This is a genomic window from Halomonas marinisediminis (genome assembly GCF_004347715.1).
Classification (GTDB): domain Bacteria; phylum Pseudomonadota; class Gammaproteobacteria; order Pseudomonadales; family Halomonadaceae; genus Halomonas; species Halomonas icarae.
On the sequence record NZ_SLTR01000001.1, the window covers coordinates 41084 to 64086 of the forward strand.

Annotated in this window: 21 protein-coding genes and 1 pseudogene; 11 read left to right on the forward strand and 11 right to left on the reverse strand. The window is 64.7% G+C overall.

Going from position 1 to position 23003, the window contains the following annotated elements; translation table 11 throughout:
• Positions 1 to 2 precede the first annotated feature (2 nt).
• Complete coding sequence (gene clrA / locus E0702_RS00190; protein ID WP_132040949.1) at positions 3 to 2768, reverse strand: chlorate reductase subunit alpha; 2766 nt, start codon at positions 2766 to 2768, stop codon at positions 3 to 5.
• A gap of 426 nt (positions 2769 to 3194) precedes the next feature.
• On the opposite strand from clrA, the gene E0702_RS00195 reads away from it, so the two are divergent.
• Complete coding sequence (locus E0702_RS00195; protein ID WP_132040950.1) at positions 3195 to 3521, forward strand: c-type cytochrome; 327 nt, start codon at positions 3195 to 3197, stop codon at positions 3519 to 3521.
• 130 nt (positions 3522 to 3651) lie between these two features.
• Here the strand turns inward: E0702_RS00195 and E0702_RS00200 are convergent, their stop codons facing one another.
• The 3 genes from E0702_RS00200 to E0702_RS00210 form a co-directional block, all read right to left on the reverse strand.
• Positions 3652 to 4956, reverse strand: a complete 1305-nt coding sequence (locus tag E0702_RS00200; protein WP_132040951.1) for a type II toxin-antitoxin system HipA family toxin — start codon at positions 4954 to 4956, stop codon at positions 3652 to 3654.
• A 2-nt stretch (positions 4957 to 4958) separates the two neighbouring features.
• Complete coding sequence (locus E0702_RS00205; protein WP_132040952.1) at positions 4959 to 5219, reverse strand: helix-turn-helix domain-containing protein; 261 nt, start codon at positions 5217 to 5219, stop codon at positions 4959 to 4961.
• 80 nt (positions 5220 to 5299) lie between these two features.
• Positions 5300 to 6328, reverse strand: a complete 1029-nt coding sequence (locus tag E0702_RS00210; protein WP_132040953.1) for a DUF1853 family protein — start codon at positions 6326 to 6328, stop codon at positions 5300 to 5302.
• A gap of 111 nt (positions 6329 to 6439) precedes the next feature.
• Between E0702_RS00210 and osmF the strand changes: the two genes are divergently transcribed.
• From osmF to E0702_RS00245, 8 genes and pseudogenes are all read left to right on the forward strand, one after another.
• Entirely contained in the window at positions 6440 to 7351 is a 912-nt protein-coding gene (gene osmF / locus E0702_RS00215) for a glycine betaine ABC transporter substrate-binding protein OsmF (protein WP_132040954.1), read from the forward strand.
• Positions 7352 to 7355: 4 nt separating this feature from the next.
• A complete protein-coding gene (locus E0702_RS00220) occupies positions 7356 to 8537 on the forward strand; it encodes an ABC transporter permease (protein ID WP_306766888.1) in 1182 nt (393 codons plus the stop codon).
• Positions 8534 to 9490, forward strand: coding sequence for an ABC transporter ATP-binding protein (locus E0702_RS00225; protein WP_132040955.1), 957 nt, complete (start codon positions 8534 to 8536; stop codon positions 9488 to 9490). The genes E0702_RS00220 and E0702_RS00225 overlap by 4 nt, the downstream gene beginning before the upstream one ends.
• Positions 9487 to 10218 carry an ABC transporter permease gene (locus E0702_RS00230; protein WP_240721625.1) on the forward strand — a complete coding sequence of 244 codons (732 nt, stop codon included), beginning with the start codon at positions 9487 to 9489 and terminating at the stop codon, positions 10216 to 10218. Before E0702_RS00225 ends, E0702_RS00230 begins: the two co-directional genes overlap by 4 nt.
• Before the next feature lie 167 nt (positions 10219 to 10385).
• Positions 10386 to 11609, forward strand: a complete 1224-nt coding sequence (locus E0702_RS00235; RefSeq protein ID WP_132040956.1) for a thiamine pyrophosphate-dependent dehydrogenase E1 component subunit alpha — start codon at positions 10386 to 10388, stop codon at positions 11607 to 11609.
• Position 11610: 1 nt separating this feature from the next.
• Entirely contained in the window at positions 11611 to 12588 is a 978-nt protein-coding gene (locus E0702_RS00240; RefSeq protein ID WP_132040957.1) for an alpha-ketoacid dehydrogenase subunit beta, read from the forward strand.
• A 50-nt stretch (positions 12589 to 12638) separates the two neighbouring features.
• Positions 12639 to 12785 (forward strand): annotated as a pseudogene (locus tag E0702_RS21725) (biotin/lipoyl-containing protein); the annotation flags it as partial.
• 240 nt (positions 12786 to 13025) lie between these two features.
• A complete protein-coding gene (locus tag E0702_RS00245; RefSeq protein ID WP_439952319.1) occupies positions 13026 to 14336 on the forward strand; it encodes a 2-oxo acid dehydrogenase subunit E2 in 1311 nt (436 codons plus the stop codon).
• A gap of 135 nt (positions 14337 to 14471) precedes the next feature.
• On the opposite strand, the gene hepT is transcribed toward E0702_RS00245, so the two are convergent.
• The 3 genes from hepT to E0702_RS00260 form a co-directional block, all read right to left on the reverse strand.
• Complete coding sequence (gene hepT / locus E0702_RS00250; protein WP_132040959.1) at positions 14472 to 14888, reverse strand: type VII toxin-antitoxin system HepT family RNase toxin; 417 nt, start codon at positions 14886 to 14888, stop codon at positions 14472 to 14474.
• On the reverse strand, positions 14878 to 15267 hold the full coding sequence (gene mntA, locus E0702_RS00255) for a type VII toxin-antitoxin system MntA family adenylyltransferase antitoxin (RefSeq protein WP_132040960.1): 390 nt from the start codon (positions 15265 to 15267) through the stop codon (positions 14878 to 14880). The genes hepT and mntA overlap by 11 nt, the downstream gene beginning before the upstream one ends.
• Before the next feature lie 171 nt (positions 15268 to 15438).
• Entirely contained in the window at positions 15439 to 16143 is a 705-nt protein-coding gene (locus E0702_RS00260) for a plasmid pRiA4b ORF-3 family protein (RefSeq protein WP_132040961.1), read from the reverse strand.
• A gap of 284 nt (positions 16144 to 16427) precedes the next feature.
• On the opposite strand from E0702_RS00260, the gene E0702_RS00265 reads away from it, so the two are divergent.
• Together E0702_RS00265 and E0702_RS00270 are read left to right on the forward strand one after the other, a co-directional pair.
• Positions 16428 to 18275 (forward strand): protein kinase domain-containing protein, encoded by a 1848-nt coding sequence (locus E0702_RS00265; RefSeq protein ID WP_132040962.1) that lies wholly within the window; start codon positions 16428 to 16430, stop codon positions 18273 to 18275.
• A gap of 46 nt (positions 18276 to 18321) precedes the next feature.
• The gene (locus E0702_RS00270) at positions 18322 to 19122 is read left to right on the forward strand and encodes a hypothetical protein (RefSeq protein WP_132040963.1); all 801 of its coding nucleotides are present in this window, start codon (positions 18322 to 18324) and stop codon (positions 19120 to 19122) included.
• A 262-nt stretch (positions 19123 to 19384) separates the two neighbouring features.
• On the opposite strand, the gene E0702_RS00275 is transcribed toward E0702_RS00270, so the two are convergent.
• The 4 genes from E0702_RS00275 to E0702_RS00290 all read right to left on the reverse strand — a co-directional run bounded on the left by E0702_RS00275 (position 19385) and on the right by E0702_RS00290 (position 22860).
• Positions 19385 to 19921, reverse strand: coding sequence for a winged helix DNA-binding protein (locus E0702_RS00275; protein WP_132040964.1), 537 nt, complete (start codon positions 19919 to 19921; stop codon positions 19385 to 19387).
• A 7-nt stretch (positions 19922 to 19928) separates the two neighbouring features.
• Positions 19929 to 21224: a TRAP transporter large permease gene (locus E0702_RS00280; protein WP_202597166.1), complete on the reverse strand. Its 1296-nt coding sequence runs from the start codon at positions 21222 to 21224 to the stop codon at positions 19929 to 19931.
• 14 nt (positions 21225 to 21238) lie between these two features.
• Complete coding sequence (locus tag E0702_RS00285) at positions 21239 to 21790, reverse strand: TRAP transporter small permease (RefSeq protein WP_132040966.1); 552 nt, start codon at positions 21788 to 21790, stop codon at positions 21239 to 21241.
• A gap of 65 nt (positions 21791 to 21855) precedes the next feature.
• The gene (locus E0702_RS00290; RefSeq protein ID WP_132040967.1) at positions 21856 to 22860 is read right to left on the reverse strand and encodes a TRAP transporter substrate-binding protein; all 1005 of its coding nucleotides are present in this window, start codon (positions 22858 to 22860) and stop codon (positions 21856 to 21858) included.
• Positions 22861 to 23003 lie beyond the last annotated feature (143 nt).

Genomic DNA, 23003 nt, shown 5'->3' on the forward strand with positions numbered 1-23003 from the left:
TCTTAAACGGTCCGCGGATCAGCGATGTCTTCGGCCTTGGCGAGTTCGATATCGAAGCTCGATTCATGCAGCAGCTGGTTGGCATTCCAGAGTGCGTACTTGAAGCCCAGGTGTCCCCAGCCGCCAGTCAGCTCGAGGGGCTGCAGGAAGGTGGCCATGGAGTTGTTCATGGGCTTGCGATGGATGTACTGGTGGGGCTCCCAACCATGCTCCATCATGATCGAGTGCTCCGGAATGCTGGGATAGAACTTGGCTTGGGCAAAGAATTCGCCTGTGGAGTTGAACAGTCGAACCGTGTCGCCATCCTTGATGCCACGCTGTTTTGCCAGCTTGGGGTTGATGTAGATATTGGGCTCCCCACGCTGCAGGCGAAGCAGATACTTGTTGCTACGCCAGTTGGAGTGGATCCCCCAGCGGGCGTGGGGCGAATAGAAGTGCAGCGGATAGTTCGACGCCTCGGGACCGGCATAGAGGCGCGCGGTGGGCACGCTGGACTTCAGCTTCATGAAACGCGGATGGTCACAGTAGAAGGTGACGCGTCCGGTCAGGGTGTCGTAAGGCTTCTTGCCTTCGGTCTGGGCGACGAAGGGGTTGTAGGGCTCATCCTTGGGCAGCGGCTGGTTGATGCCGGCATGCTCGTTCATCACGATGAAGCCCCGCTCGGCGGCCTCCTCCAGGGTGACGCCCCCGAACTCCGGTGAGTTCTCGACGATATAGCGTGCGACGGCGAGGTCGGTGCTGAGCTCGCCGTTGCGGGTGAAGTCGTCGTGAATGGTATGCAGGTCGCGAGTGACCTCGCCATCCTGGATCGGGCCGATGCCCCGGGCGATGGCGCGTTCCTGAATCTTCTTGGTCAGCAGCGCCATGATGTCCCAGTCGGGCTTGGATTCGCCGACCGGCTCCACCGAACGCGTGAAGATGTTGCAGAAGCGGTGATAGCCCTGGGTACGCAGGTCCCATGCCTCGTAGTGGCTGGCCGCCGGCAGGATGTAGTCGGCCCACTCGGCGGTGGAGTCCATGCGCACGTTGATGTTGACGTAGAGTTCGCTGGCCTGGCGCAGGTGCTCGTCACGATAGCGGTCGGCGAACTTGTTGCGCCGGAAGGTGTTGTCGGCGATCGAGATCATGCCCTTGATCTCGCCGTGATAGGGCATCCAGCCCTCGTCGATGGACTCGTTGATCATGGACTCCAGGTCGTCGAGGTCGAAGCCCACCCGCTCCTTGAGCTTGGCATTGTCGAAGTGCTCGCGCGCGCCCTCCATCATGCCGCCGCGCAGGAACTCGCCCAGGCCACCCGGCTCGTAACGGGCCGACTTCTTGCCCTCGAAGGTGGCCAGCTCCGTCCAGCGCGGGTGATTCCACGAGATCCAGGAGGTGTCCAGGCCGCCGGTGCGCCCGCCATGGCCGGTCAGGGCCAGGGTCAACGCATAGCTCCAGCAGGTATACAGGCAGTTGGAGTAGCTCGACGTGATATAGCCGAGCATGACGATCGCCTTGTGTGCCTTGGCCAGGTGGCGGGCCTCCTGGCGAACGACATCGGGGTGAATATTGGTGGTCTCGAAGGTGGACTCGGGAGTGAACCTGGCCGCCTCGCGCTTGACCTGCTCGAACACCGTGGTGACCGCGATGCCCTCGACCTCGAACTCGCCTTCGATGGCCGGGTCCACGCCATCCAGCTGCAGGGTCTTGTCGGCGCTGCCCATGGAGCCCTTGGCCTTCACCGCCTGGCCGCTGTTCAGATCCCAGTGGTAGAAGACCTCCTCATCACCGCCCTCGACCAGGTCGGCCTCGCGCAGCAGCTTGCCATTGTCCACGCGCACCAGCATCGGGAGGTCGGTTTGCTCCTTCATGAAGGCCGGCTTGTACAGATTTTCCTCGATGATGACATTGGCCAGCGACATCGCGAAGAAGGGGTCGGTGCCCTGATTGATCGGCATCCACAGGTCGGTATGGATGGCGCTAGGGTTGTAGTCCGGTGCCGTGCTGGTGATGCGTGCCCCGTTGTACTTGGCCTCCCAGAGGTAGTGGGCATCGGGGATGCGCGTGGCATTGGGGTTGATCATGCCCATCAGGATATAGTCGGCATCGAACCAGGCGTCGGAGGTGAAGCTCTCCAGCGGGGTGCCATAGGCGAGGTGAGCGCCGGTCAGCAGGTCACCCACCACGGTAAAGCCATCCAGCTGGATACCGCCGACCAGTGAGGCGAAGCGGCTTGGTCCAGATTGACGCACCATGGTCTGGTTGCCCGAGCCCTGGTGGGTCTTGAGCTTGCCCGGACCATACTTCTCGAAGATATCGATGATCTTGTCGGCGACCTCTTCGGTGGCCTGATCCCAGGAAATGCGCTGCCACTTGCCCTCGCCACGCTCGCCGGCCCGCTTGAGCGGGTAGCGCAGGCGGTCGGCCTCATACATGGCGGTGGAGTGGATAGCGCCCTTCTGGCAGCCCCGCGGGTTGGCGTCGGGCACCTTGGGGTTCACCTGGGGGTACTTGGCGATCTGCTCCTCGCGAATGACGATGCCGTCCTTCACGTAGACGTTCCAGGCGCAGTTGCCCATGCAGTTGATGCAGTGGGCCGCGTGGCCGACACTATCCCAGGCCCACTCGTTGCGGTAGAGATCTTCCCAGCCGCGATAGGGATACTCGGTGGCCAGGGTGTCGCCAATCGGCTCGAGCCGGTTGAGTGCCCAGACATTGCCGCTGAGCATGGCACCGGTGCCGGTGATTCCCAGCCCCTTCAGGAAATCGCGACGCTTAAGCTTCCACATCCCCATGGTTCTCTCCTCATCAAGGGCCATCGCCGGCTATGGAACCGCAGCAGCGATGAAGCACATATCACGGCATTTATTAACGTTGACTGATCAAGAACTGATGTTTGGCAAGCCGGGTGGTCGGGTACCGCGTTACACCGGAGCAGGATGGAGTGTCGTGCCAGGAGGAGTGCGGTCTGTCAGGGAAAATGGCTGGTGTTATCGGCCACCTTGGCTAATCAGGTCGCCTCGAATTATAGACGTCGTATACTGGCGGGCTAGCGCAAAACTGCCCTGGCACAGCGTGATCTGAGATAGGGTTGATGTGCATCAATAAAGCGATGCGATGAGGGGGAGGCGTCTTGTATACAAGGAGCCTTGGCGTTAAATAGTGGCCTTGTGGCGAACCTCGCCATGATCCGGTCAGACGATGAGGAAAGGGTGATGATCAACAAGCACGTTAGAGGATCGGCAGCGGTGCTGCTGTTGTCCGTGGCGGCGTTCTCCGGCTCGGCCAGCGCCGCCGGCGATGCCGAGGCCGGGAGCGAGAAGATCGCTACCTGCGTGGCCTGTCATGATGCCGAGGGCCAGGGGACCGCCGGTATCTACCCCAACCTGGCGGGGCAGTCCGCCACCTACCTGGAGAGCGCCCTCAAGGCCTATCGCGAGGGGCAGCGTGCCGGTGGCATGGCCGCGGTGATGACACCCCAGGCGGCCAACCTGAGCGATCAGGATATCGCCGACCTGGCGGCCTATTACAGCTCGCTCTGACACTGCCCACCCAGGGTGTTAGCCGAGACCGGCAGTTCCTTGGGCGCGAAGTCTCATAGACAGCTGTTGACGTCGCTCCCCGCCTCTGGTGCCTCAGCCCTTGGGGCGGGGAGCAGACATGCGATCTCGCTCATGCGAGAAAAGCCTTCAGCCTTGCCGTTTGCTGGAGAATACCTTCGAAAACTGGTTCGCTGGTGGCCGCGGGAAAGTCGGCAGGCAGGCGGCCGTCGACATCAGCGACGATCGTATCGGCCCGCTCGGCAATCTCCTGGATCATGGCGGTGACTCGCTCAATCGAGAATCCAGCCTGATCTGCGGTATGGACAAAATGCCTCGGCTCCATCCTTGCCCAGCGGTAATGTCGGTTCTTGCCCTTCACTGCCATTGCCATCTTGGCTCTCTCGGGTGCCATGCTGCCCTGGCGCATGAGAGGGTAGGCCGATATGACATCGTATAACGGCGTCATCCGATAAGCGCTGTCCGGCTCGAGGAAGAGGCTGAAGTTCTTGGCATGGCCGTCGATAGCGGCCAATAGCCAGAAGAGTAACTGGGCCTTGAAGAAGAGATCCTGGTCCAGTCTTGCCTGCTGGGAGCCGCGCAACAGCCGCAGGGCGGCATGGATGCCGGGACCACCATCGCTTTCATACTTCAGTGCTGGGGCCACGCCCAGCGCTTGGCAGAAATCTTCCTGGGGGAGACGCATGAGCCATGAGCCATCTTCTGCCCAGCGCCGATCAAACCGCTCGACCACGAGTACCTGTTGTGCGCCGAATCGTGCGAGCTCGGCCTCTGCCACGGGCACTCCAAAGGCTTTCAGCAGTTGAAGGCAAAGCCACTCGTTTTCGCCACTGTGGCGCAGATCGATATTGCTGTGCTCCAGAAAGCCGATCGGCAGCTTGAAGATATGGCTGGTCGGCGTACTGCCTGCAGGGCGCTGCCATGTTCCCTGGTGCCAGAGCAAGGCTGTCTTTTCCTGAGCTCCCGCCAGTGAGATGCGGAAGTCCTGATTCCGACCCATTCCCAGCGGCGTGTCCTGGTAGCCCACCAGCAGGGCCTCGATGGCGCGCTCATCCAGCGGCTCGGCGACCACGCGCCGCACATCAGGCATCGTCATGTCGTGTGGGTAGAGCTGGATCGCGCCGACACAGTCGCGGCCGATGCTGGCAAGCAGGTCGAACGGGTGACGGGTAGGGACCTGAAATCGTGCCTGCAGGCGACCGCGTATTGCCTCCGAGTCCGGGAGGAGGTTGTCGAAGAAGTTGTAGACGGCCTTACCCCGATACGCTGCCATGGTGAGTGGCAGCGACAAAGAGATGGCCCGGGCGCCGGGGCGCTTGAGCCACTCCGGCCGGTATCGAAAAGTCATGGCGCCAGAGCGGTCCTGGCTCAGGGTCCCGACTTCGATCCCATTCATCGCGACGGTCAGACTCGTCAAGTCTACCACTCCTGATCCCAGCCCTCGTCACCCCCCGTGATGCCACCTGCCGGGTCGCGTTCGCCAACGTACAGCTCAAGCTCCAGCGCCGACAGTAGCTTGAAGAGAGTCTCGATCTGGCTTCGCTCTGGGTGGTTCTCGAACCCGGATACGGTTGCCTGCTTGATCCCGGCCAGCTCAGCGGTGGCGTGTTGTGTCAGATGACGCTCTCGCCTCGCGTTCTTCAGGGCATGCGAAAGCATGTCCGGGGAGGTGATCTTCATTTTTACCCCTTTAAGCGGATAATATGGAGTATATCCTCTATAGGGGATTTTTGCACATTATCCGCCTTTAGGGATAGGGCTCACTGTGGATACCCTTGGGGAGCCTCCGACATGCCGCTCAGCGAAGGCCGTGGTGCAATAGGCGGTGGCGGCAGCGGGATCTGGCGCGGCCAGTCGTCGGCGACGATAAACAGGCGTTTCCAGCCGGCCTCGGGGTGCCACAGGGCGATCTGCAGTGGCGGGGCAGGCGCTCGGAAATAGGCGATAAGCTGGGCTTCCAGTTCCCGAAGCGGCTTAAGGTGCTCGGGGCGGGGCAGGGCAAGCCAGTGCGGCTTGTGAAGCCTGAGCCCTCGGGTGCCGCGGGGCAGGCCGTCGCGATAGCGATGCCAGTCGTGCCAGTGCAGCCAGAGACCCTGCAGGTGGTTCCGGGTCGCCTCTCTCGGGGGCGGCAGGGGGTGGTGCCAGGGGGTGAAGAGCACGCCGGGCATGGCGACTCGGCTGGTCAGACTCGGCAGCGCCCCTGCACGGTCGCCATGTTGTTCCAGTACGGCCTTGATGGCGTCACGGGTCTCGGGCCGCTCGGTCATCCGTAGCTGGTGGCGATGCAGGTGCTCGCGCTTGCCGGCCAGACTGTCGGCGCCACCGGGGCCGATCCAGCGGGCCTGGGCGTGGTCGTCCCCCGGGCCTTCCTTCAGCCCGAGATAGAACTTGATGGCGACCTCGAGATGGGTGATCGACGCCTCGGTTTGGCACCGGTAGAGCAGGTCAAGCTCGCCGAGCGTCAGCTTGCCGTCGAGGATGGGCAGGTTGTGGGCCAGCAACTGCGTGCCCGGTGCCGTGTCGAGCAGAAACTGCCAGAGGCGCTCATGGTAGAGCCCCATGCGCCCCAGCAGCGCGTCGCCCACCTGGCTCTCCAGTACCTGGGGCCAGGCCTCCAACTTATCCAGCCAGTCGGCGGCACGGTCATCATCCTCCAGGCCCAGCTGCTCCCGGCTCGGGCGTCCCGGCCAGGGCATGGCGATCAGATCGGGGGCCAGCAGCAGCCACGCCAGATCGCGCACCAGCGGGTGGTGGCAGCGATCCAGCAAGGGCTGAGCGTCGGTAGGCATGCCAGTATCCTGTGCGTTGGCGCAGTGTGCGGTGGCGGCGATGGGCTGCAGGTATTCCCGAGTTTTCTTATACTCAGGGTACATCCATGATCCGTCAGGTGGTATTCCGTCATGCAACGACCCCTGTTTTCCCTCGCCGCCATCGCCGCCGCGGTTTCGCTCGGCGCCACGCCTCTGCAGGCCCAGGAGCCGGTAACGGTCTCCTCCAAGATCGACACCGAAGGCTCGGTGCTGGGTGAGTTGATCGTCCAGCGCCTCGAGGCGGGTGGCGTCGAGGTGGAGGAGCGGCTGCAGCTGGGAGCCACCAGCATCGTGCGCGAGGCGCTGCTGGCCGGCGAGATCGACCTCTATCCCGAGTACACCGGCAACGGCGCCTTCTTCTTCGACATGACCGGCAGTGACGTCTGGCACGATGCCCAGGCCGCCTATGAGACGGTGCGTGAACGAGACGCCGAGAATGGCCTGACATGGCTGGCGCCGGCGGCGGCCAACAATACCTGGGCGATCAGTGTGCGGGGGGAGCTGGCACGCGACCATGGGCTGACCACCCTGGAGGATCTGGCGACCTATCTGGAGGAGGGCGAGACGTTCAAGCTGGCCGCCAGTGCCGAGTTCGTCGAGTCCGAGCAGGCCCTGCCCGCCTTCCAGGAGGCCTATGGCTTCGAGCTCGGTGACGACCAGCTGCTGGTGCTCTCCGGGGGCAATACCGCCTCGACCATGCGTGCCGCCGCCCAGCAGACCAGTGGCGTGAATGCGGCCATGACCTACGGCACCGATGGTGGCCTGAAGGCGCTGGATCTGGTGGTGCTGGAGGACACCCTGGGGGTGCAACCGATCTACCAGCCGGCCCCCGTGGTACGCAGCGAGGTGCTCGAGGCCTGGCCGGAGATCGATGACCTGCTGGCGTCACTCTTCGCGGCGCTGGATCTCGACACCCTACAGCGTCTCAATGGCGAGGTGGCGGTAAACGGACGCTCCCCGGCCGACGTGGCCGCCGATTTCCTCGCCGAGTTGAAGGAGTAAGCGGGTGCCGCGCAGGGAGGCGCCGATCAATCGCGTGGTGCTGTCGCTGACGCTGATGGCGTTGATCACCTGGCTGTGGCTGCCGCTGGGCAGTATCGCGCCCAACCGCATCATGCCCGGCACCGCCTATCCGCTTGCCCAGGCCGTGGGCTGGCCGCTGGCGATGGTGAGCTGCCTGCCGCTGCTGGGACTGCTGGCGGTAGCCTGGCGACCGACGAGATCAGGCTATCGAGTGGCGCTGGCCCTGACCCTGCTGCTGCTGGCGGCCTTGCCGTTATGGCTGGCGCTGATGGCGCAGCAACACCTCGATCCCGGGCTGCCCCAGGCCCGGGTCGGGATCGGCGCCGCCTGGTGGCTGATGCTGTTCTGGCTCTCGCTGCTGCTGATCGAGCTGCGTACCCGGCTGGCGCTGGCCGGCTGGCGGCTGGCGCTCTCGATCGTGCCGGTGCTGGCCGGCTGGTGGCTGGCGGGCAAGGGGCTCGAGTCGCTGGCGCTACGGCAGGAGCTTGCGGGGCGGGGAGAGGCCTTCGGCGAGGCCCTGGTCCAGCATCTGCTGCTGGTGGGTGGTGCCGTGGGCATGAGCCTGCTGCTGGGGGCGGCCATCGCCCTGGCCATGCGTCAGAGCCCGCGGGTCGAACGCCTGGGCTTTGCGCTGCTCAACTTCCTGCAGACCATTCCCAGTCTGGCGCTGTTCGGCCTGCTGCTGGCGCCACTGGCCTGGCTGTCGGCCCGTTTGGACTGGCTTTCCGCGCTGGGCGTCAGCGGTATCGGCTGGGCGCCCGCCTTCCTGGCGCTGCTGGGCTATAGCCTGCTGCCCATGGTGCGCAACACCTTCGTTGCCCTCTCCGGGGTGGAGCCCGGCGTGCTCGAGGCGGCGCGTGGCATGGGCATGAGCCGCGGCCAGGTCTTTCGCCAGGTGCGCCTGCCGCTGGCACTTCCGGTGGTGCTCGAGGGGGTGCGGATTACCACCGTCCAGGCAATCGGCCTCACCGCCGTGGCGGCACTGATCGGCGCCGGCGGCCTGGGCACCTTTATCTTTCAGGGCCTGGGCCAGGCGGCCATGGATCTGGTGCTGCTCGGCGCCTTGCCGATCCTGGCCATGGCCTTGGCCGTCGATGCGCTGTTGGGCGCCCTGACGCGGCGCCTGGATCACCGCTCCGGTCAGACCACGGGAGCCACCCCATGATCGAACTCAAGAGCGTCACCAAGCGCTTCGGTAGCGAGACGGCGGTGGATGCCATCTCGTTGACGGTGAACCGAGGCGAGCTGTGTGCTCTGGTGGGCACCTCGGGGTGCGGCAAGTCCACCACCCTGCGCATGATCAACCGCCTGATCGAGCATGATGGTGGCGAGATCCATATCGATGGCCGCCCCATTCGCGAGTTCGACGGCCGGATACTGCGTCGGCGGATCGGCTATGCGATCCAGAGCACGGGGCTGTTTCCCCACTGGAGCGTGGCGCGCAATATCGGCCTGGTACCGCGGCTGCTCAAGTGGCCGGCCGCCCGGGTCAACGAGCGCGTCGAGGAGTTGATGGCGCTGCTGGGCCTGCCGGTCGAGCAGTTCGCCGGCAAGTATCCGGCCCAGCTCTCCGGCGGCCAGGCCCAGCGCGTGGGGGTGGCCAGGGCACTGGCGGCGGACCCCGATATCCTGCTGATGGATGAGCCCTTCGGCGCCCTGGACCCGATCACCCGGGAGGGGCTGCAGGTCGAACTGCACGACCTGCAGGCACGCCTGCAGAAGACCATCGTCTTCGTGACCCACGACATGGATGAGGCCCTGGCCCTGGCCGACCGCCTGGTGGTCATGAAGGCGGGGCGCATCGTCCAGCAGGGCAGTCCACTCGAGCTGTTGCGGGCGCCGGCCGATGACTTCGTGGCGTCGCTGCTGGGGGGCGATGACCGGGGCCTCAAGGAGGCGGCCATCACGCCGGTCGTCGAGCGCATGCGCCCCCTCTCGCCGCGGCTGCTGCCCCAGGCCAGGGTCGCCCGGGAGGCGACCCTGCACCAGGCCCTGGCGGTGATGTTCCGAGAGCGCGTCGAGCGCCTGGCGGTGGTGGATGACGACGACATGCCGGTGGGGGAGATCTCGCTGCGCGGCATCGTCGGCGTCGTCCGTGCGGAGGGTCGTGACAGGTGAGCGCGAACCGCCTCAAGCGCTGGGCGGCGCCGCTGGCCTGGCTGGTCCTGCTGCTGGTGCTGGCCGCGGGGGGCGAGTGGCTCGAGCCGCTGCTGCGCTGGAGCGAGCCCGAGGCGCGCCGGGTCCTCTACCCCCAGGCCGACCTGCTGACCCTGCTGCTGCGTCATCTGCAGGTGGTGGCGATCGCCTCCAGCCTGGCGGTGGTGGTGGGCGTCGGGGCGGCGATCCTGGTGACCCGTCCCGCCGGGCGCGACTTCCTGCCCCTGGTGGCCCAGGTCGCCTCCATGGGCCAGACCTTTCCGCCGGTGGCGGTACTGGCCCTGGCCGTGCCGGTGCTTGGCTTCGGCACCTGGCCGATCATCGTGGCGCTGCTGCTCTACGGGCTGCTGCCGATCGTTCGCAACACCCTGGCGGGCCTGGAGGGGTTCGACCCGGGCGTCGAGGAGGCCGCACGGGGCATGGGCATGGGCGCCGCCCAGCGGCTATGGCAGGTGGAGTTGCCGCTGGCGGCGCCGGTCATCCTGGCCGGTATCCGTACCTCGGTGACCGTGAACATCGCCACCGCGGCGCTGGGGGCGACCGTCGGGGCGAGCAATCTCGGCGCGCCGATCATCGCCGGTATCGTCAATGGCAATACCGCCTATATCCTTCAGGGGGCCTTGTTGATCGGTCTGCTGGCGCTGACGGTAGATAGCTTTTTTGCCCGTCTGCTGTCAGGTCGCCAGTGAAATCGTCTGGCTGCATGCGACCAAAGGTGAATCCTTTGTGGGTGTCGGTTCTTGTCAGGTTACGTTAACGTCAACCTTGGGTTGCGTTGATCCCACGGGAGTGATCCTCCTGGCGAGGGTCGAGACAAGCGACAACACTACCCCCACAAGGGGTAGAGGATGCCAAGATGACAACGACACAAGAGATCCATTCGCCGACGTTTTTGACCGGCGACGAGCTTTCGATTCCCACCTTCCGTCTGCTCAAGCAGGATGGCACCCTGTATGACGGTGGCGAGGCCCCCGAGCTCTCCCGCGAGCAGGCCCTCAAGATCTACCACAGCATGGTGGCCACCCGGGTGCTCGATGAACGGATGATGGCGGCTCAACGCCAGGGACGCCTCTCGTTCTACATGCAGTGCACCGGCGAGGAGGCGGCGGTGATCGGCGCCACGGCGGCCCTGGATGATGCCGACATGATCATGGCCCAGTACCGCGAGCAGGGGGCGCTGGTCTATCGCGGCTTCAGCTATGACGAGTTCATGAACCAGCTGTTCGGCAACGAGCTCGATTATGGCAAGGGTCGGCAGATGCCGATCCACTACGGCTCACGCAAGCTGCACTACATGACGATCTCCTCGCCGCTGGCCACCCAGATCCCCCAGGCGGCCGGCTACGCCTATGGTCAGAAGCTGGCCGGGGATGAGCTCTGTACGCTCTGCTTCTTCGGTGAGGGCGCCGCCTCGGAAGGGGACTTCCACGCCGCGCTCAATATGGCGGCGGTGCATGAGGCGCCGGTCATCTTCTTCTGTCGCAACAACGGCTATGCGATCTCGACGCCCTCCATCGAGCAGTTCGCTGCCGATGGCGTGGCGCCGCGGGCCTATGGCTACCGCATGCATGTGATTCGCGTCGACGGCAACGACATCCTGGCGGTGCTCGCCGCGACTCGCGAGGCGCGGCGGATCGCCGTGGAGCAGAACAAGCCGGTGCTGATCGAGGCGATGAGCTACCGCCTGGCGGCCCACTCCTCCTCGGATGACCCCTCCGGTTATCGCTCCAAGAAGGAGGAGGAGGCCTGGCGAGAGAAGGATCCGATCCTGCGCATGCAGCACTGGCTGGTCGGTCAGGGCTGGTGGAACGACGACGAGGAGAAGGCGCTTCAGGAGTCGCTGCGTCGCGAGGTGCTCGAGACGATGAAGCGTGCCGAGAAGCGGCCGCCGCCTCCGCTGGACAGCCTGGTCAGCGATGTCTACGCCGATGTCACGCCGACGCTGCAGCGTCAGCTCGACCAGCTCAAGCGCCATATCCGTCAGTATCCCGAGGCCTATCCGAAGGGGGCGCGCTCCCTGGATCCGGATGTAAAGGCGCGTGATGAGGCCAGCGACGCACACGCCCAGGAGGGGGAGTGAGATGCCGACAATGAACATGCTGCAGGCGATCAACAACGCCCTCGATATCGCCATGGCGGAGGATGACAGGGTCCTCTGCTTCGGTGAGGACGTCGGCATCTTCGGTGGCGTCTTCCGTGCCACCAGCCATCTGCAGGAGAAGTATGGCCGTTCGCGCTGCTTCAATACCCCGCTGGTGGAGCAGGGCATCATCGGCTTCGCCAACGGTTTGGCGGCCCAGGGCTCGGTGCCGGTGGCGGAGATCCAGTTCGCCGATTACATCTTTCCGGCCTTCGACCAGATCGTCAACGAGACGGCCAAGTTCCGCTACCGCTCCGGTGATCTCTTCAATGTGGGCGGCCTGACCATCCGCACGCCCTACGGCGGCGGCATCTCCGGCGGGCTCTATCACTCCCAGTCCCCGGAGGCCTACTTCGCGCATACGCCAGGGCTCAAGATCGTGGTGCCGCGCAACCCCTACCAGGCCAAGGGCCTGTTGCTGGCGGCGATCCGTGACCCCGACCCGGTCCTCTTCTTCGAGCCCAAGCGCCTCTATCGCGCCTCCACCGGCGAGGTGCCCGAGGAGGACTACCAGCTGCCGATCGGCGAGGCGGAGGTGACCCGGGAGGGTAGCGACGTCACCGTGCTCGGCTGGGGGGCGCAGATGGAGGTGATCGAGCGTGCCGTGGAGCTTGCCGAGAAGGAGGGGATCTCCTGCGAGGTGATCGACCTGCGCTCCATCCTGCCCTGGGACCAGGACAGCGTGGTGGAGTCGGTGCTCAAGACCGGGCGCCTGGTGATCACCCATGAGGCCCCGCTGACCGGTGGCTTCGCCGGCGAAGTCGCCGCGACCGTGCAGGAGCGCTGTTTCCTCTACCTGGAAGCGCCCATCGCCCGGGTGACCGGCATGGATACTCCCTTCCCGCTGACCCTGGAGAAGGAGTATCTGGCGGATCACCTGAAGGTGTTCGAGGCGATCAAGGCCAGCGTGGCCTTCTGAAGCCGATATCGGAAGCGATCAGTCGAGGAGACGACGAGATGAGCGATTTCATGTTGCCCGATATCGGTGAAGGTATCGTGGAGTGCGAGGTGGTGGAGTGGCGCGTGGCCGAAGGCGATGTGATCGAGGAGGACCAGCCGGTGGTCGAGGTGATGACCGACAAGGCGCTGGTCGAGATCACCGCCCCCGAGGCCGGACGCATCACCCGCCTGCATGTGCCCCAGGGGGAGATTGCCAAGGTGCATGCCCCGCTGTTCGCCTACGAGGCGGAGGGTGCCGATTCGACGGAGACGGCATCAGTCGGCGGTGAGCCAGCAGAAGAGCCGTCGGCGGCATCGGCGTCCACTGCAGCACCATCCACCGCGGCACCATCCACCGCAGCATCATCCACTCCCGAATCGGCGCCCGCGTCCCGGGGGCGGGCGACGAAGGACTTTATCCTCCCCGATATCGGGGAGGGTATCGTCGAGTGCGAGGTGGTGGAGTGGCGCATCCAGGAGGGTGAGGCCATCGCCGAGGACCAGCCGGTGGTCGATGTGATGACCGACAAGGCGCTGGTGGAGATCACCGCGTCAGAGGCGGGGGTGATGAGCAAGCTGCATGTGGCCCAGGGCGAGATCGCCAAGGTCCATGCACCGCTCTACGCCTACACGCCGGAGGCGGGCGTCGGCGAGGATGCGGAGAGCGGCGCTGCGGCCGGGCAGCCGTCAACCCCGGCGGCCTCCGCCGAGCGCGCCCCGATGCGCGAAACGTCGTCCGGCGGCACCGAGGGCGTGCAGGGCCAGGGCCCCTATGGACGCATTCCCGCGGCGCCGGCGGTGCGTCGCCTGCTGCGCGAGCATGGCCTCTCCCTGGAAGCGGTGCCCGGTAGCGGCAAGCAGGGGCGCGTGCTCAAGGAGGATGTGCTCAACTATCTCGAGCAGGGCGGGCTTGAGCAGGGCAGTTCTGGGCAGGGCGCGGCAAGCGCCTCCCGCGAGAAGGCGTCGGCGGCCTCACAGGCGACCTCGTCCGCCTCGTCGGCTCCTTCGGCGTCCTCCCAGGGAGAGGTGCGGGTTGAGCCGTTGCGTGGCGTGCGTGCGGTGATGGCCCGGCGCATGGTGGAGTCGGCCAGCACCATTCCGCACTTTCAGTATGGCGAGGAGATCGACGTCACCGCGCTGCTGGCCCTACGTGAACGCCTCAAGCCACTGGCCCAGGCCGAAGGCGCGCGCCTGACACTGATGCCCTTCTTCATGAAGGCGATGGCGTTGGCGGTGCGTGAGGCACCGATCCTCAATGCCCGGCTCAATGACGACGTCAGCGAGATCCACTACCTGCCGTCGGTCAACGTCGGCATGGCGGTGGATAGCCGAACGGGCCTGCTGGTGCCCAACGTCAAGGGCGTGGAGCGGCGCAGCCTGCTCGAGGTGGCGGCCGAGGTGCAGCGCCTGACCGAGGCGGCCAGGTCGGGCAAGGTGGCCCAGGAGGATCTGCGTGACGGCACCATCAGCATCTCCAATATCGGTGCGCTGGGCGGGACCTATGCCGCGCCCATCATCAACGCCCCGGAGCTGGCCATCGTCGCCATCGGCAAGACCCAGTGGCTGCCACGCTTCGATGCCGAGGATCGCGTGGTCAAGCGGGCGATCATGACGGTGACCTGGGCGGGGGACCATCGGGTCATCGATGGCGGCACCATCGCGCGCTTCTGCAATGCCTGGAAGGGCTATCTGGAAGATCCCGAGAGCATGCTGCTCCACCTCGGCTGACGGTGCCGGCAGCCCTGGGCGGCGGTGTTGTCGCCGGCAACGTCCTCCGTGGTGAGTGAGCGGCATGGCCGGGGACTGTCCTGGAGGAGCGCTACGGCTGGGACAGTCCCCGACAGGGGGCCGTCCCTGACGGTGCTAGCTATCGCTTATCTCGGCCATCAGGTAGTCACGAATAAAGTGGTGTTTTCGCTCAGCCACCAGGCCGAGAACGATCTCGATATCCAGGTTCAGGTAATCGTGAACGATACGATTCCTTAGTCCAATCACGGCGTTCCATGTCGGCAGGTCGCTGGCATCGACCTGGCCGAGAATCGATAGTGTCTTGAAGGCATCGTAGGCGGAGACCGGCACGGGTTCATCCATGGCCTTGAGGGTATGTTTCGCTTTGCCAATGGCATTTTCGGTGAGTACTTGCAGACTGTGCAGAACTCCGTTCTCCTCCAGTGGGCTCAGGATATGCCCCCGGTCCAGTAGTGCTGCAGCCTGATCCAGAACTGCACTCTGCCGTGCCGCCAGCTGGCGAGTTTCCGCTAAATAGAGATCAAACCGCATACTCTTGCTCCAGATACCAGTGCTCGAGATCATGCCAGGTGCGACTCAAAAAACGCATCCATGGCAGATCGTTCTCTCCGGCCAGGGGAATGCCCTCTTCGGCAACGACAGCACGCATCGTCAAGTTAGCTCGCATCAGGTCAATGATATCGACATCGTCCGGTCTACAGCCCAGGCGCTGAGCCAGTTCAGATCTGAGCCGTTCATTGCGTGACAAGACTTCCAGGGCTGGGACACTGTCCTTCTTCCACTGGATGGCGATATCCCAGTCACTGCCGGGGTGGGCATCGTCCCTGGCGCGGCTACCGATCAAGACCGCGAAATCAAGATCATCGATATGTGTCAGCACTTCGCTAATTGATTCCAGTGACTCCTTCATACCCAATGCTGCTCCTAGGCCCGCTTGTTTGTCTTGATTGTCGGTGGCCCACACAGCAGTGGCAACCCTGCCAGAATCGCCGTGACCGTCCCACGCCATGGCACCACCTTCGGCGGCACCGACCAGGTCTGGGACTGTCCCCGCGAGGGAGCTGTTCCTATCTCGTGTGAATCATCGGCGGTTCCTGTCGATCTCGCCCTGCAGAACCTGCATCAGCTCTTCGATATTGTGGATACCCTGCGCCTTGAGCGATTGCTCCATATCGAGGCCCTGTGACTGCTTCGATAGCGCCTGGCGTGGCTCGCTCGGTGCTTCCCCCAAGCGCCGGAAGCCCGCCTGGAAGGGCTCGAGCATGTCGGCGATCTCCTCCTCATCCAGCGCTTCGGGGTCGAACTCCCCATCGAGCCCCTCCAGCAGCTCCTGACCGTGCGCATCCTGCTCGCCGGTGGCGGCCGCCTTCAACGCGGCATAGCCCACCGTGCCGCCAATATCCTCCGGTGGGCACGCCATGGCGCCGCCGATAAATCTCGGGCAGGGGTCGAGCTCCTCCATCCCCGTAGCCTCAACGATAATACGGTGCTCCCAGCCGTCGCCAAAGTCGTAGAGATAGTGGAAGGCATTCTCCTTGACCCGCGCCGCGATCGCCTTGAGCTTGGCATTGCGAGCCAGGGCGATGGGCCTATCGCTCCACTCGTCCGGCACGCCGTAGTAGCGGCCGTTACACTCGAACTCGTAGAGATGACAATCCCCCCAACCCATCACATCCTGGATGAGTTCGTGGAGACGGTGCAGGTTGATCTGCTCAGGCACCACCACGCGGCGCCAGACCAGCGGATCGGTATCGAGCAGCTCGATGCGCAGACGAATATCGGGCATGCGTTCTCTCCGGCAAGGAAAAGTGCGACGCCATGGTAGCCTGACACCGTCCCGGACACCCAGGGAAAGTCCCCGAGGAAATCCCCACGTAATCATGCCAAGAGGCTACACTCACGCGTCGTCTTGTCAGTGTGGCTCACGACACCACCATCGTGATGCCGGCAGGCGACCCGGATCCACCTACTCAAGGGTGAGATCGTCGTACAACAGAGAGTAGAGTATTGGTTTCAAAATACCTGGGGACTCAGGGACAGATCCTGAGGGCCTGAACAGGAGATACCTTCATGACCCAGGCGCCGCTGCAGCAGTTCTATATTCCCGAGGAGCAGTCGGTCTATCTGCTCAGTCAGGATGATGCCCGCAAGCTCAAGGCGTGGGTGGCGCTGTGTCAGGAGAAGCTCGAACGGCTGGGCTATCGAGATATCGAGCTGATCGGCAAGGGGGCCTATGGCTTCGTCTTTGCCGGCGTCACCGCCCTTGGGGATCAGTACGTCTTCAAGTTCACCCGGATCACTCTGCCGCAGCATCTGCAGGACCGCCTCGAGGAGGAGGCCTTCATGCTCGAGCAGGTGGCCCATCCGCGGGTGCCGGGGCTGATCGCCTACCAGCGGGTGCGCAACCAGTCGATCCTGGTGATGCAGCGGGCGCCAGGGTGGAACCTTGAGGAGGTCTCCCTGCGCGAGGGGCGTCTCTCACCCAGGCTGGTCGTGCGCATCGCCGACCAGCTCGCCGATATCCTTCGCAACCTGCGTCAGGAGAAGGGGCCGGCGGGCAAGCCGATCGTGCATGGCGATATCAAACCCTCCAACCTGGTGTTCGATGCGCGGGACGAGACCATCGCCCTGATCGACTGGGGCTCCTCGGTGTTCGCCCAGCTCGATGCCAATCAACAGTTCGTGGCCGCCAGTGTCATGGAGCTGATGTCGGACAACCTTCAGCAGACCAATGCCCGCTTGGGTGATGTCTACTTTATCGGCGACGAGCAGCTCAACGGTGCGCTCTCCTCGCCGCGCTTCGATGAGCAGGGGGCCGCGGGCACCCTCTATGCCCTGGCCTCGGCCCAGTCCTGCCGCTTCGGTCATCACGCCATCCCGGCCACCTCCCTGGGGCTGCCGGTCGAGTTTGCACGCATGCTCGATGGCATGCTCGACCCCGACCCTCGCCTGCGCATGAGGGCCGGCGATCACTTTATCCGCGAGATGCCTCGCATGGCGCGCACGGTGATGATCGATCTGCCCGAGCCGGCGGAGCTGCCGCTGGTGCCGGTCTGGACCCGCCCCTCCGGCCGCGAGATCGACACCGTGGTCTACAGCTCGCGCAAGGCCTTCCTGCGCGAGGAGGGGGTCGCCGAGACCCTCAACGACGTAAATGATGTGCAGCTCGACCGCTACTACAAGAACTTCATGCAGGGCATGGGGGAGACCGAGAAGGCGTTTCTCGCCGCGGTGAGTCGCCTCGGCCGCTATCCGGTGGTGGGCGGGCTGGCGGTGCGCTGGGAGCGCGACGGGGTCTATATCGATACCACCCTGAACCTGCATGACCCGGCGCTCAAGCCTGCCTTTATCGCCGCGGTGAACAATATGGTCAACCTGGCCCGGGCCATCTATCGCCAGGGCATCTTCAAGAGCTGCCTGTTCAATGCCCGGGACACCCTGCACCTGGAGCGGGAGGCGGCGGATCAGCCCTTCGTGCTCGACCCGAGCATGCAGCTGCGCTACGAGGTCAGTGCGGTGCCGGAGCTGGAGGATCGCAGCCGTCTGCATAGCTACTTCGAGGATGGCCCCGACCCGGAGGAGTTTCTGGTCCTGCCCGAGACCATCATCGTCTCGCTGGAAGCGCTCAACGATATCCACCATACCGGCATGATCATCTTCGAGGCGCTGCCTCACCACCTCAAGATCCACAGCTACTACCGGCTGCTGGATCCCTCTCGCGAGGCGGAATTTCGCCAGCGCCTGGAAGATATCCTGGCCGCGGTGGGGTTGATCGAAGGCCTCGGGATCTCCGGCTTCATGAAGATGCCCTACAAGGACACGCGATTCTTCCCGCATGTCGAGTCCCAGCCGGAGCGCTTCTATCCGCGAAATCCGCGCCAGGTGGCCGAACTGTCGCCTCTGCGGGAAAGCGGGTAGCATCAGGCGTCGTTTCTGCACCTGTCACAGGGAGGTGATGCGGCCCATGCTGCAGCCGATGTTGTTCAAGCTACTGGCCACCGCCGGCATCGTGATCCTGGTGGCCCTGGCGGTGGCCCGGGTGGGGCCGCGTCTCGGCGGAATTCTCGCCGGCACCCCGGTGATCCTGGGGCCGGGATACTTCTTCATCCTGCGTGAGCAGGAACCGGCCTTCGTGCAGGAGGCGGTGCTCTCGACCCTGCATGCGCTGGTGGCGACCCTGCTGTTCACCGTCTGCTTCGTGATCACCGCCGAGCGGCTCTCGGCCCTCAGGAGCCTGGGGCTGTCCTGCCTGGTGTGGTTGCCGGCGGCACTGCTGGCGCTGCACCTCCCCGGGGGCCTGGCGTGGTCGCTCGGCGCCTATCTGGCGGTGCTGGTGGTGGCCGAGGGGATCAACCGCTGGCTCAGCCTGGAACAGCCGGTGGTGGTGGCGAGCTCGGGCTGGCTCGATCTGCTGCTGCGCGGCCTGCTGGCCGGCGGTGTGGTCAGTCTGGCCACCACCCTGGGGGCCCGGGCGGGGCCCGAGTTTTCCGGGGTGATCATGGGGTTCCCCGCCGGCATCCTGACCATTGCCTGGGCGCTGCATGAGCGCTACGGAGCCTCGGTCGCGCGCATGACGGTGAGCATGACCCAGCGGGGAATGCTCAGCCTGCTCGCCTTCTGCACCATCAGCTATCTCGGGGTGGGGCAGCTACCCGGCATGCTGGTCTTTGTGCTCTCCCTGGCGGCCTCGATGCTCACCAGCGCGCTGCTCTTCATGTTCAGCCTGTGGCGGGCGCGCCGGCTCTACGCCCGCGAGGCGGCCTGAGCCTCCAAGTCAACCGTGGCTGGCTCTGCCTCGAATGGCACGGGGTTCATTGTGGGAAGCCGGCTCTGCCTCGAATGGCACGGGGTTAATTATGGGAGGCCGGCTCTGCCGGGCGAATGGAGGCCAAGGGCCTCCTCGGATGGGCCAGGAAAAATGCGGCAAGACTAACGGGCGCCTGTCGGCGCCATCGCCCGGGGGATCGGGCCTCCCACAGGGTGACGAAACCCCTAGTGAGTAGCGGAGCATCCCTCCTGGTAGAGGGCTACAGGGAAGCCGCCGCCCGGGCGGCCTGGTCATAGATCCCCGACATCGCCCGCAGCTTGCTGGCCAGACGACTCGTCTCCTCGGGTTCGATACCCAGGGATGACAGCGACTCGATCAGGCAGTCCTCGCGAATCTCGGCATAGCGCTGGCAGGTGCTGCGCCCGAGTTCGGTGGTCCGGAAGAAGGTCTCCTTGCCGTGCTTCTCGCCCTGCACCAGCTGGTGTCTGGCCAGCTTCTTGAGGGCGTAGGTCACGGTATGGCTGTCCTCGACATTGAGTACCAGACAGATATCCCCCAGGCGCTTGGCCCGCTCGCGATGGTTGACGCTATGCAGCACCAACACATCCAGTGAGCCCAGCTCCGGATAGCCGGCGGCGGCCATGCAGCGCACCATCCAGCGAGTGAAGGCGTGGGAGGCGATGATCAGTCCGAACTCGAACTCCGACTGCTCCTGCGCCCGGTGAGAGAGGTGCTCCGAGGAGACGATGGGGCCGCTGACGCGGCCCCTGGGGTGTGTGGCGGTAGAGTCTGTCATGGGAAGCCTACTTGTTCATGGCGGTGGGCAGGTAGGTGACGATCTCGGGGAAGAGCGAGATCAACACCACCCCCAGCAGCATCAGGAAGAAGAAGGGCAGGGCGGCCCAGGCGATGGAGAGGATATTGCGGCCGGTCATGCCCTGGAGCACAAACAGGTTGAAGCCCACGGGCGGTGTGATCTGTGACATCTCCACCACGATGACCAGGAAGATACCGAACCAGATCAGATCGATGCCCGCCGCCTCCACCATGGGCAGCATGATGGAGGTGGTCAGTACCACCACCGAAATGCCATCGAGGAAGCAGCCCAGCAGGATAAACAGCAGCGTCAGTGCCGCCAGCAGCATCCAGGGCGATAGCTCCAGGGTGCCGATCCAGGCGGCGAGATCGCGGGGCAGGCCGGTGAAGCCCATGGCGGCGGTCAAAAAGGAGGCGCCGGCAAGAATGAACGCGATCATGGTCGAGGTGCGAACGGCACCGAGCAGGGCGTCGCTGAAGACGCGGCGAGTCATGGTGCCTTGAAAGCGCGCCAGCAGCAGCGAGAGGACGACGCCTACCGCCGCGGCCTCGGTGGGGGAGGCCAGCCCGGCGTAGATCGAACCGATGACGCCGACGATCAGTCCCAGTAGGGGAATCAACCGCCGTGCACGGCGCAGCTTCTCGATCAGGGGCAGACGCTCCTCACCGGGCGGCACCCGGTCCGGATAGCGCCACGCCCAGAGCATCAGATAGAGGGCGAACAGCGAGATCAGCATCAGGCCCGGCAATACGCCCGCCATAAACAGGCGTGAGATGGACTGGTCGGTGGCCACGCCGTAGACGATCAGGATGATCGAGGGGGGAATCAGCAGCCCCAGGGTGGCGGAGCCGGCCAGGGTGCCGATCACCACACTCTCGTCATAGCCGCGCTTCGTCAGCTCCGGAATGGTCATCTTGCCCATGGTGGCACAGGTAGCCGCCGAGGAGCCGGAGACGGCCGCGAAGAGCCCCGACCCCACCACATTGGTATGCAGCAGTCGGCCGGGAATGCGCTGCATCCAGGGCGAGAGGCCGGTGAACATGTCGTCGGCGAGGCGCGAGCGAAACAGGATCTCGCCCATCCAGATAAACATCGGCAGGGCGGTCAGCTCCCAGCTGTAGCTGGAGCCCCAGATATCCGAGGCCATCACATCGCCGGTGGGGATCGAGGTGAACTGGGAGAGCCCCAGCCAGCCGAGGGCCATCAGCGAAAAGGCGACCCAGACGCCGCTGCCGAGCAGCAGCAGCAGGGCCCCGAAGAGGACAAGCATCATCACTAGCATGGGAATCTCCGGACCTATTCCTGGCCGCTGTCATCGATGGTGAAGGTGTGGGGGCGGCGAATGGCGATGCTCAGGGTCTGCAGCAGCGTCTCGACCAACACCAGGCAGAACAGGATCACCCCCGTGATCATGGCGGACTGGGGAATCCACAGGGGGATGGGCACCAGCCCGTAGGAGGTCTCGTTGAAGGCGATGCTGTCGGCGAGCAGCCAGTAGAGGTTCCAGGCCAGATAGAGGCATAGCGTCAAGGCCACCCCAAGACAGAACACCTCCACCCAGGCGCGAGCCGTCGGCGCCAGGCGACCGATCAGCAGGGTGACGCGAATATGGCCGCCATGCACGAAGGTGTAGGCCAGCCCCAGGAAGCTGGCGCCGACCAGCAGGAAGCCGGAAATATCGGAGAGGGCGGGGATCGCCAGGCCGATGCGCTCGCCACCGATGGCGGTGGCGAGTCGGTCGATCAGGCGGCCGACGATCTGGGCGCTGATCAACAGGCAGATCAGCGTCAGGCAGGCGGCCGCGAGATAGCCGCCGAGGTTGTAGAGGGGTCGCAGTCGATAGGTCATGGGCGCGGTTCCGCGAAGGGTCCAGGCGCGCCCCGGCCCTTGTGGCCGGGGCGGTCGATTCGGGATTACTCCCGGGCACTCCGGTAGGCATCGAGGATCGTCTGACCCTGCTCACCGGCGCGCTCGACCCACTCCTCGGTCATGGTGTCGCCGACCTCCTTGAGTTTCTCGGCCAGTGCCTCGCTGGGCTCGGTGACGGTGATGCCGTTCTCCTCGAGCACGGCGATGGCGTCATCGGTCTCCTGGCGACTCATCTCCCAGCCACGGGTCTCGGCCTCGGCGGCGGCCTCGAGCAGGGCCTGTTGGCTCGCCTCGGGAAGGCGCGAGAAGGCCTTCTCGCTGACGATGATCATGTTCTTCGGCAACCACAGCTGGGCGTGGTTGAAGTGGTTGAGGTAGTCCCAGGCCTTGGTGTCGGCGCCGGTGGCGGGCGAAGTGATCATCGCCTCGACGCGGCCGGTGCTGAAGGCAGTGGGGATGTCCGGCACCTCCACCTGGGTGGGCACGGCACCGACCAGCTGGGCGATGCGCTCACTGGCAGTGTTGTAGGCGCGCATGCTGAGGTTCTTGAGATCGTCGCCGCTCTCGATGGCCTGGTTGGTGTAGATCCCCTGGGGCGGCCACGGCACGGCGAAGAGCAGGCGCAGGCCCTGCTTTTGCAGCTCCTCGGCGATGATCTCGCGGGAGGCTTCCCACAGCGTCCAGGCCTCCTCGTAGCTGGCGGCCAGATAGGGCACGGAGTCCACCTCGAAGATGGGATTCTCGTTGGCGAGGCGCGACATGATCACCTCGCCCATGGGCACGATGCCCCGACGCACCGAGTTCTTGATTTCGGCATGGCCGATCAGCGAGCCGTTGGAGTGGACGGTGATGTCCAGCTCGCCATCGGTCGCCTCGCGCACGTCCTCGGTGAACTCACGAATATTGACGGTATGGAAGGTGCGATCACCGTAGGGCGTGGGCATGTCCCACTCGGTGGCGGCCTGGGAGGTGCCGGTCATCGCGGTCAGGCTGACCCCGAGAGCGGCGGCGGTCGCCAGGTAGGGAAGTCGGGAGTGGCTAACAGTCATCGAGAGATCCTCGTGATGTGTTTTTTTGGAGTGTTTTTTCTGCCGCGTTTTTTTCCGGACAGGGAATCCATGTCAGCGGCTACGCTGTGAGTGTAGTCGCTGAAAGGGTGCGAGGTTAGGCGCGAGGAGTTGGCTACGTCAAC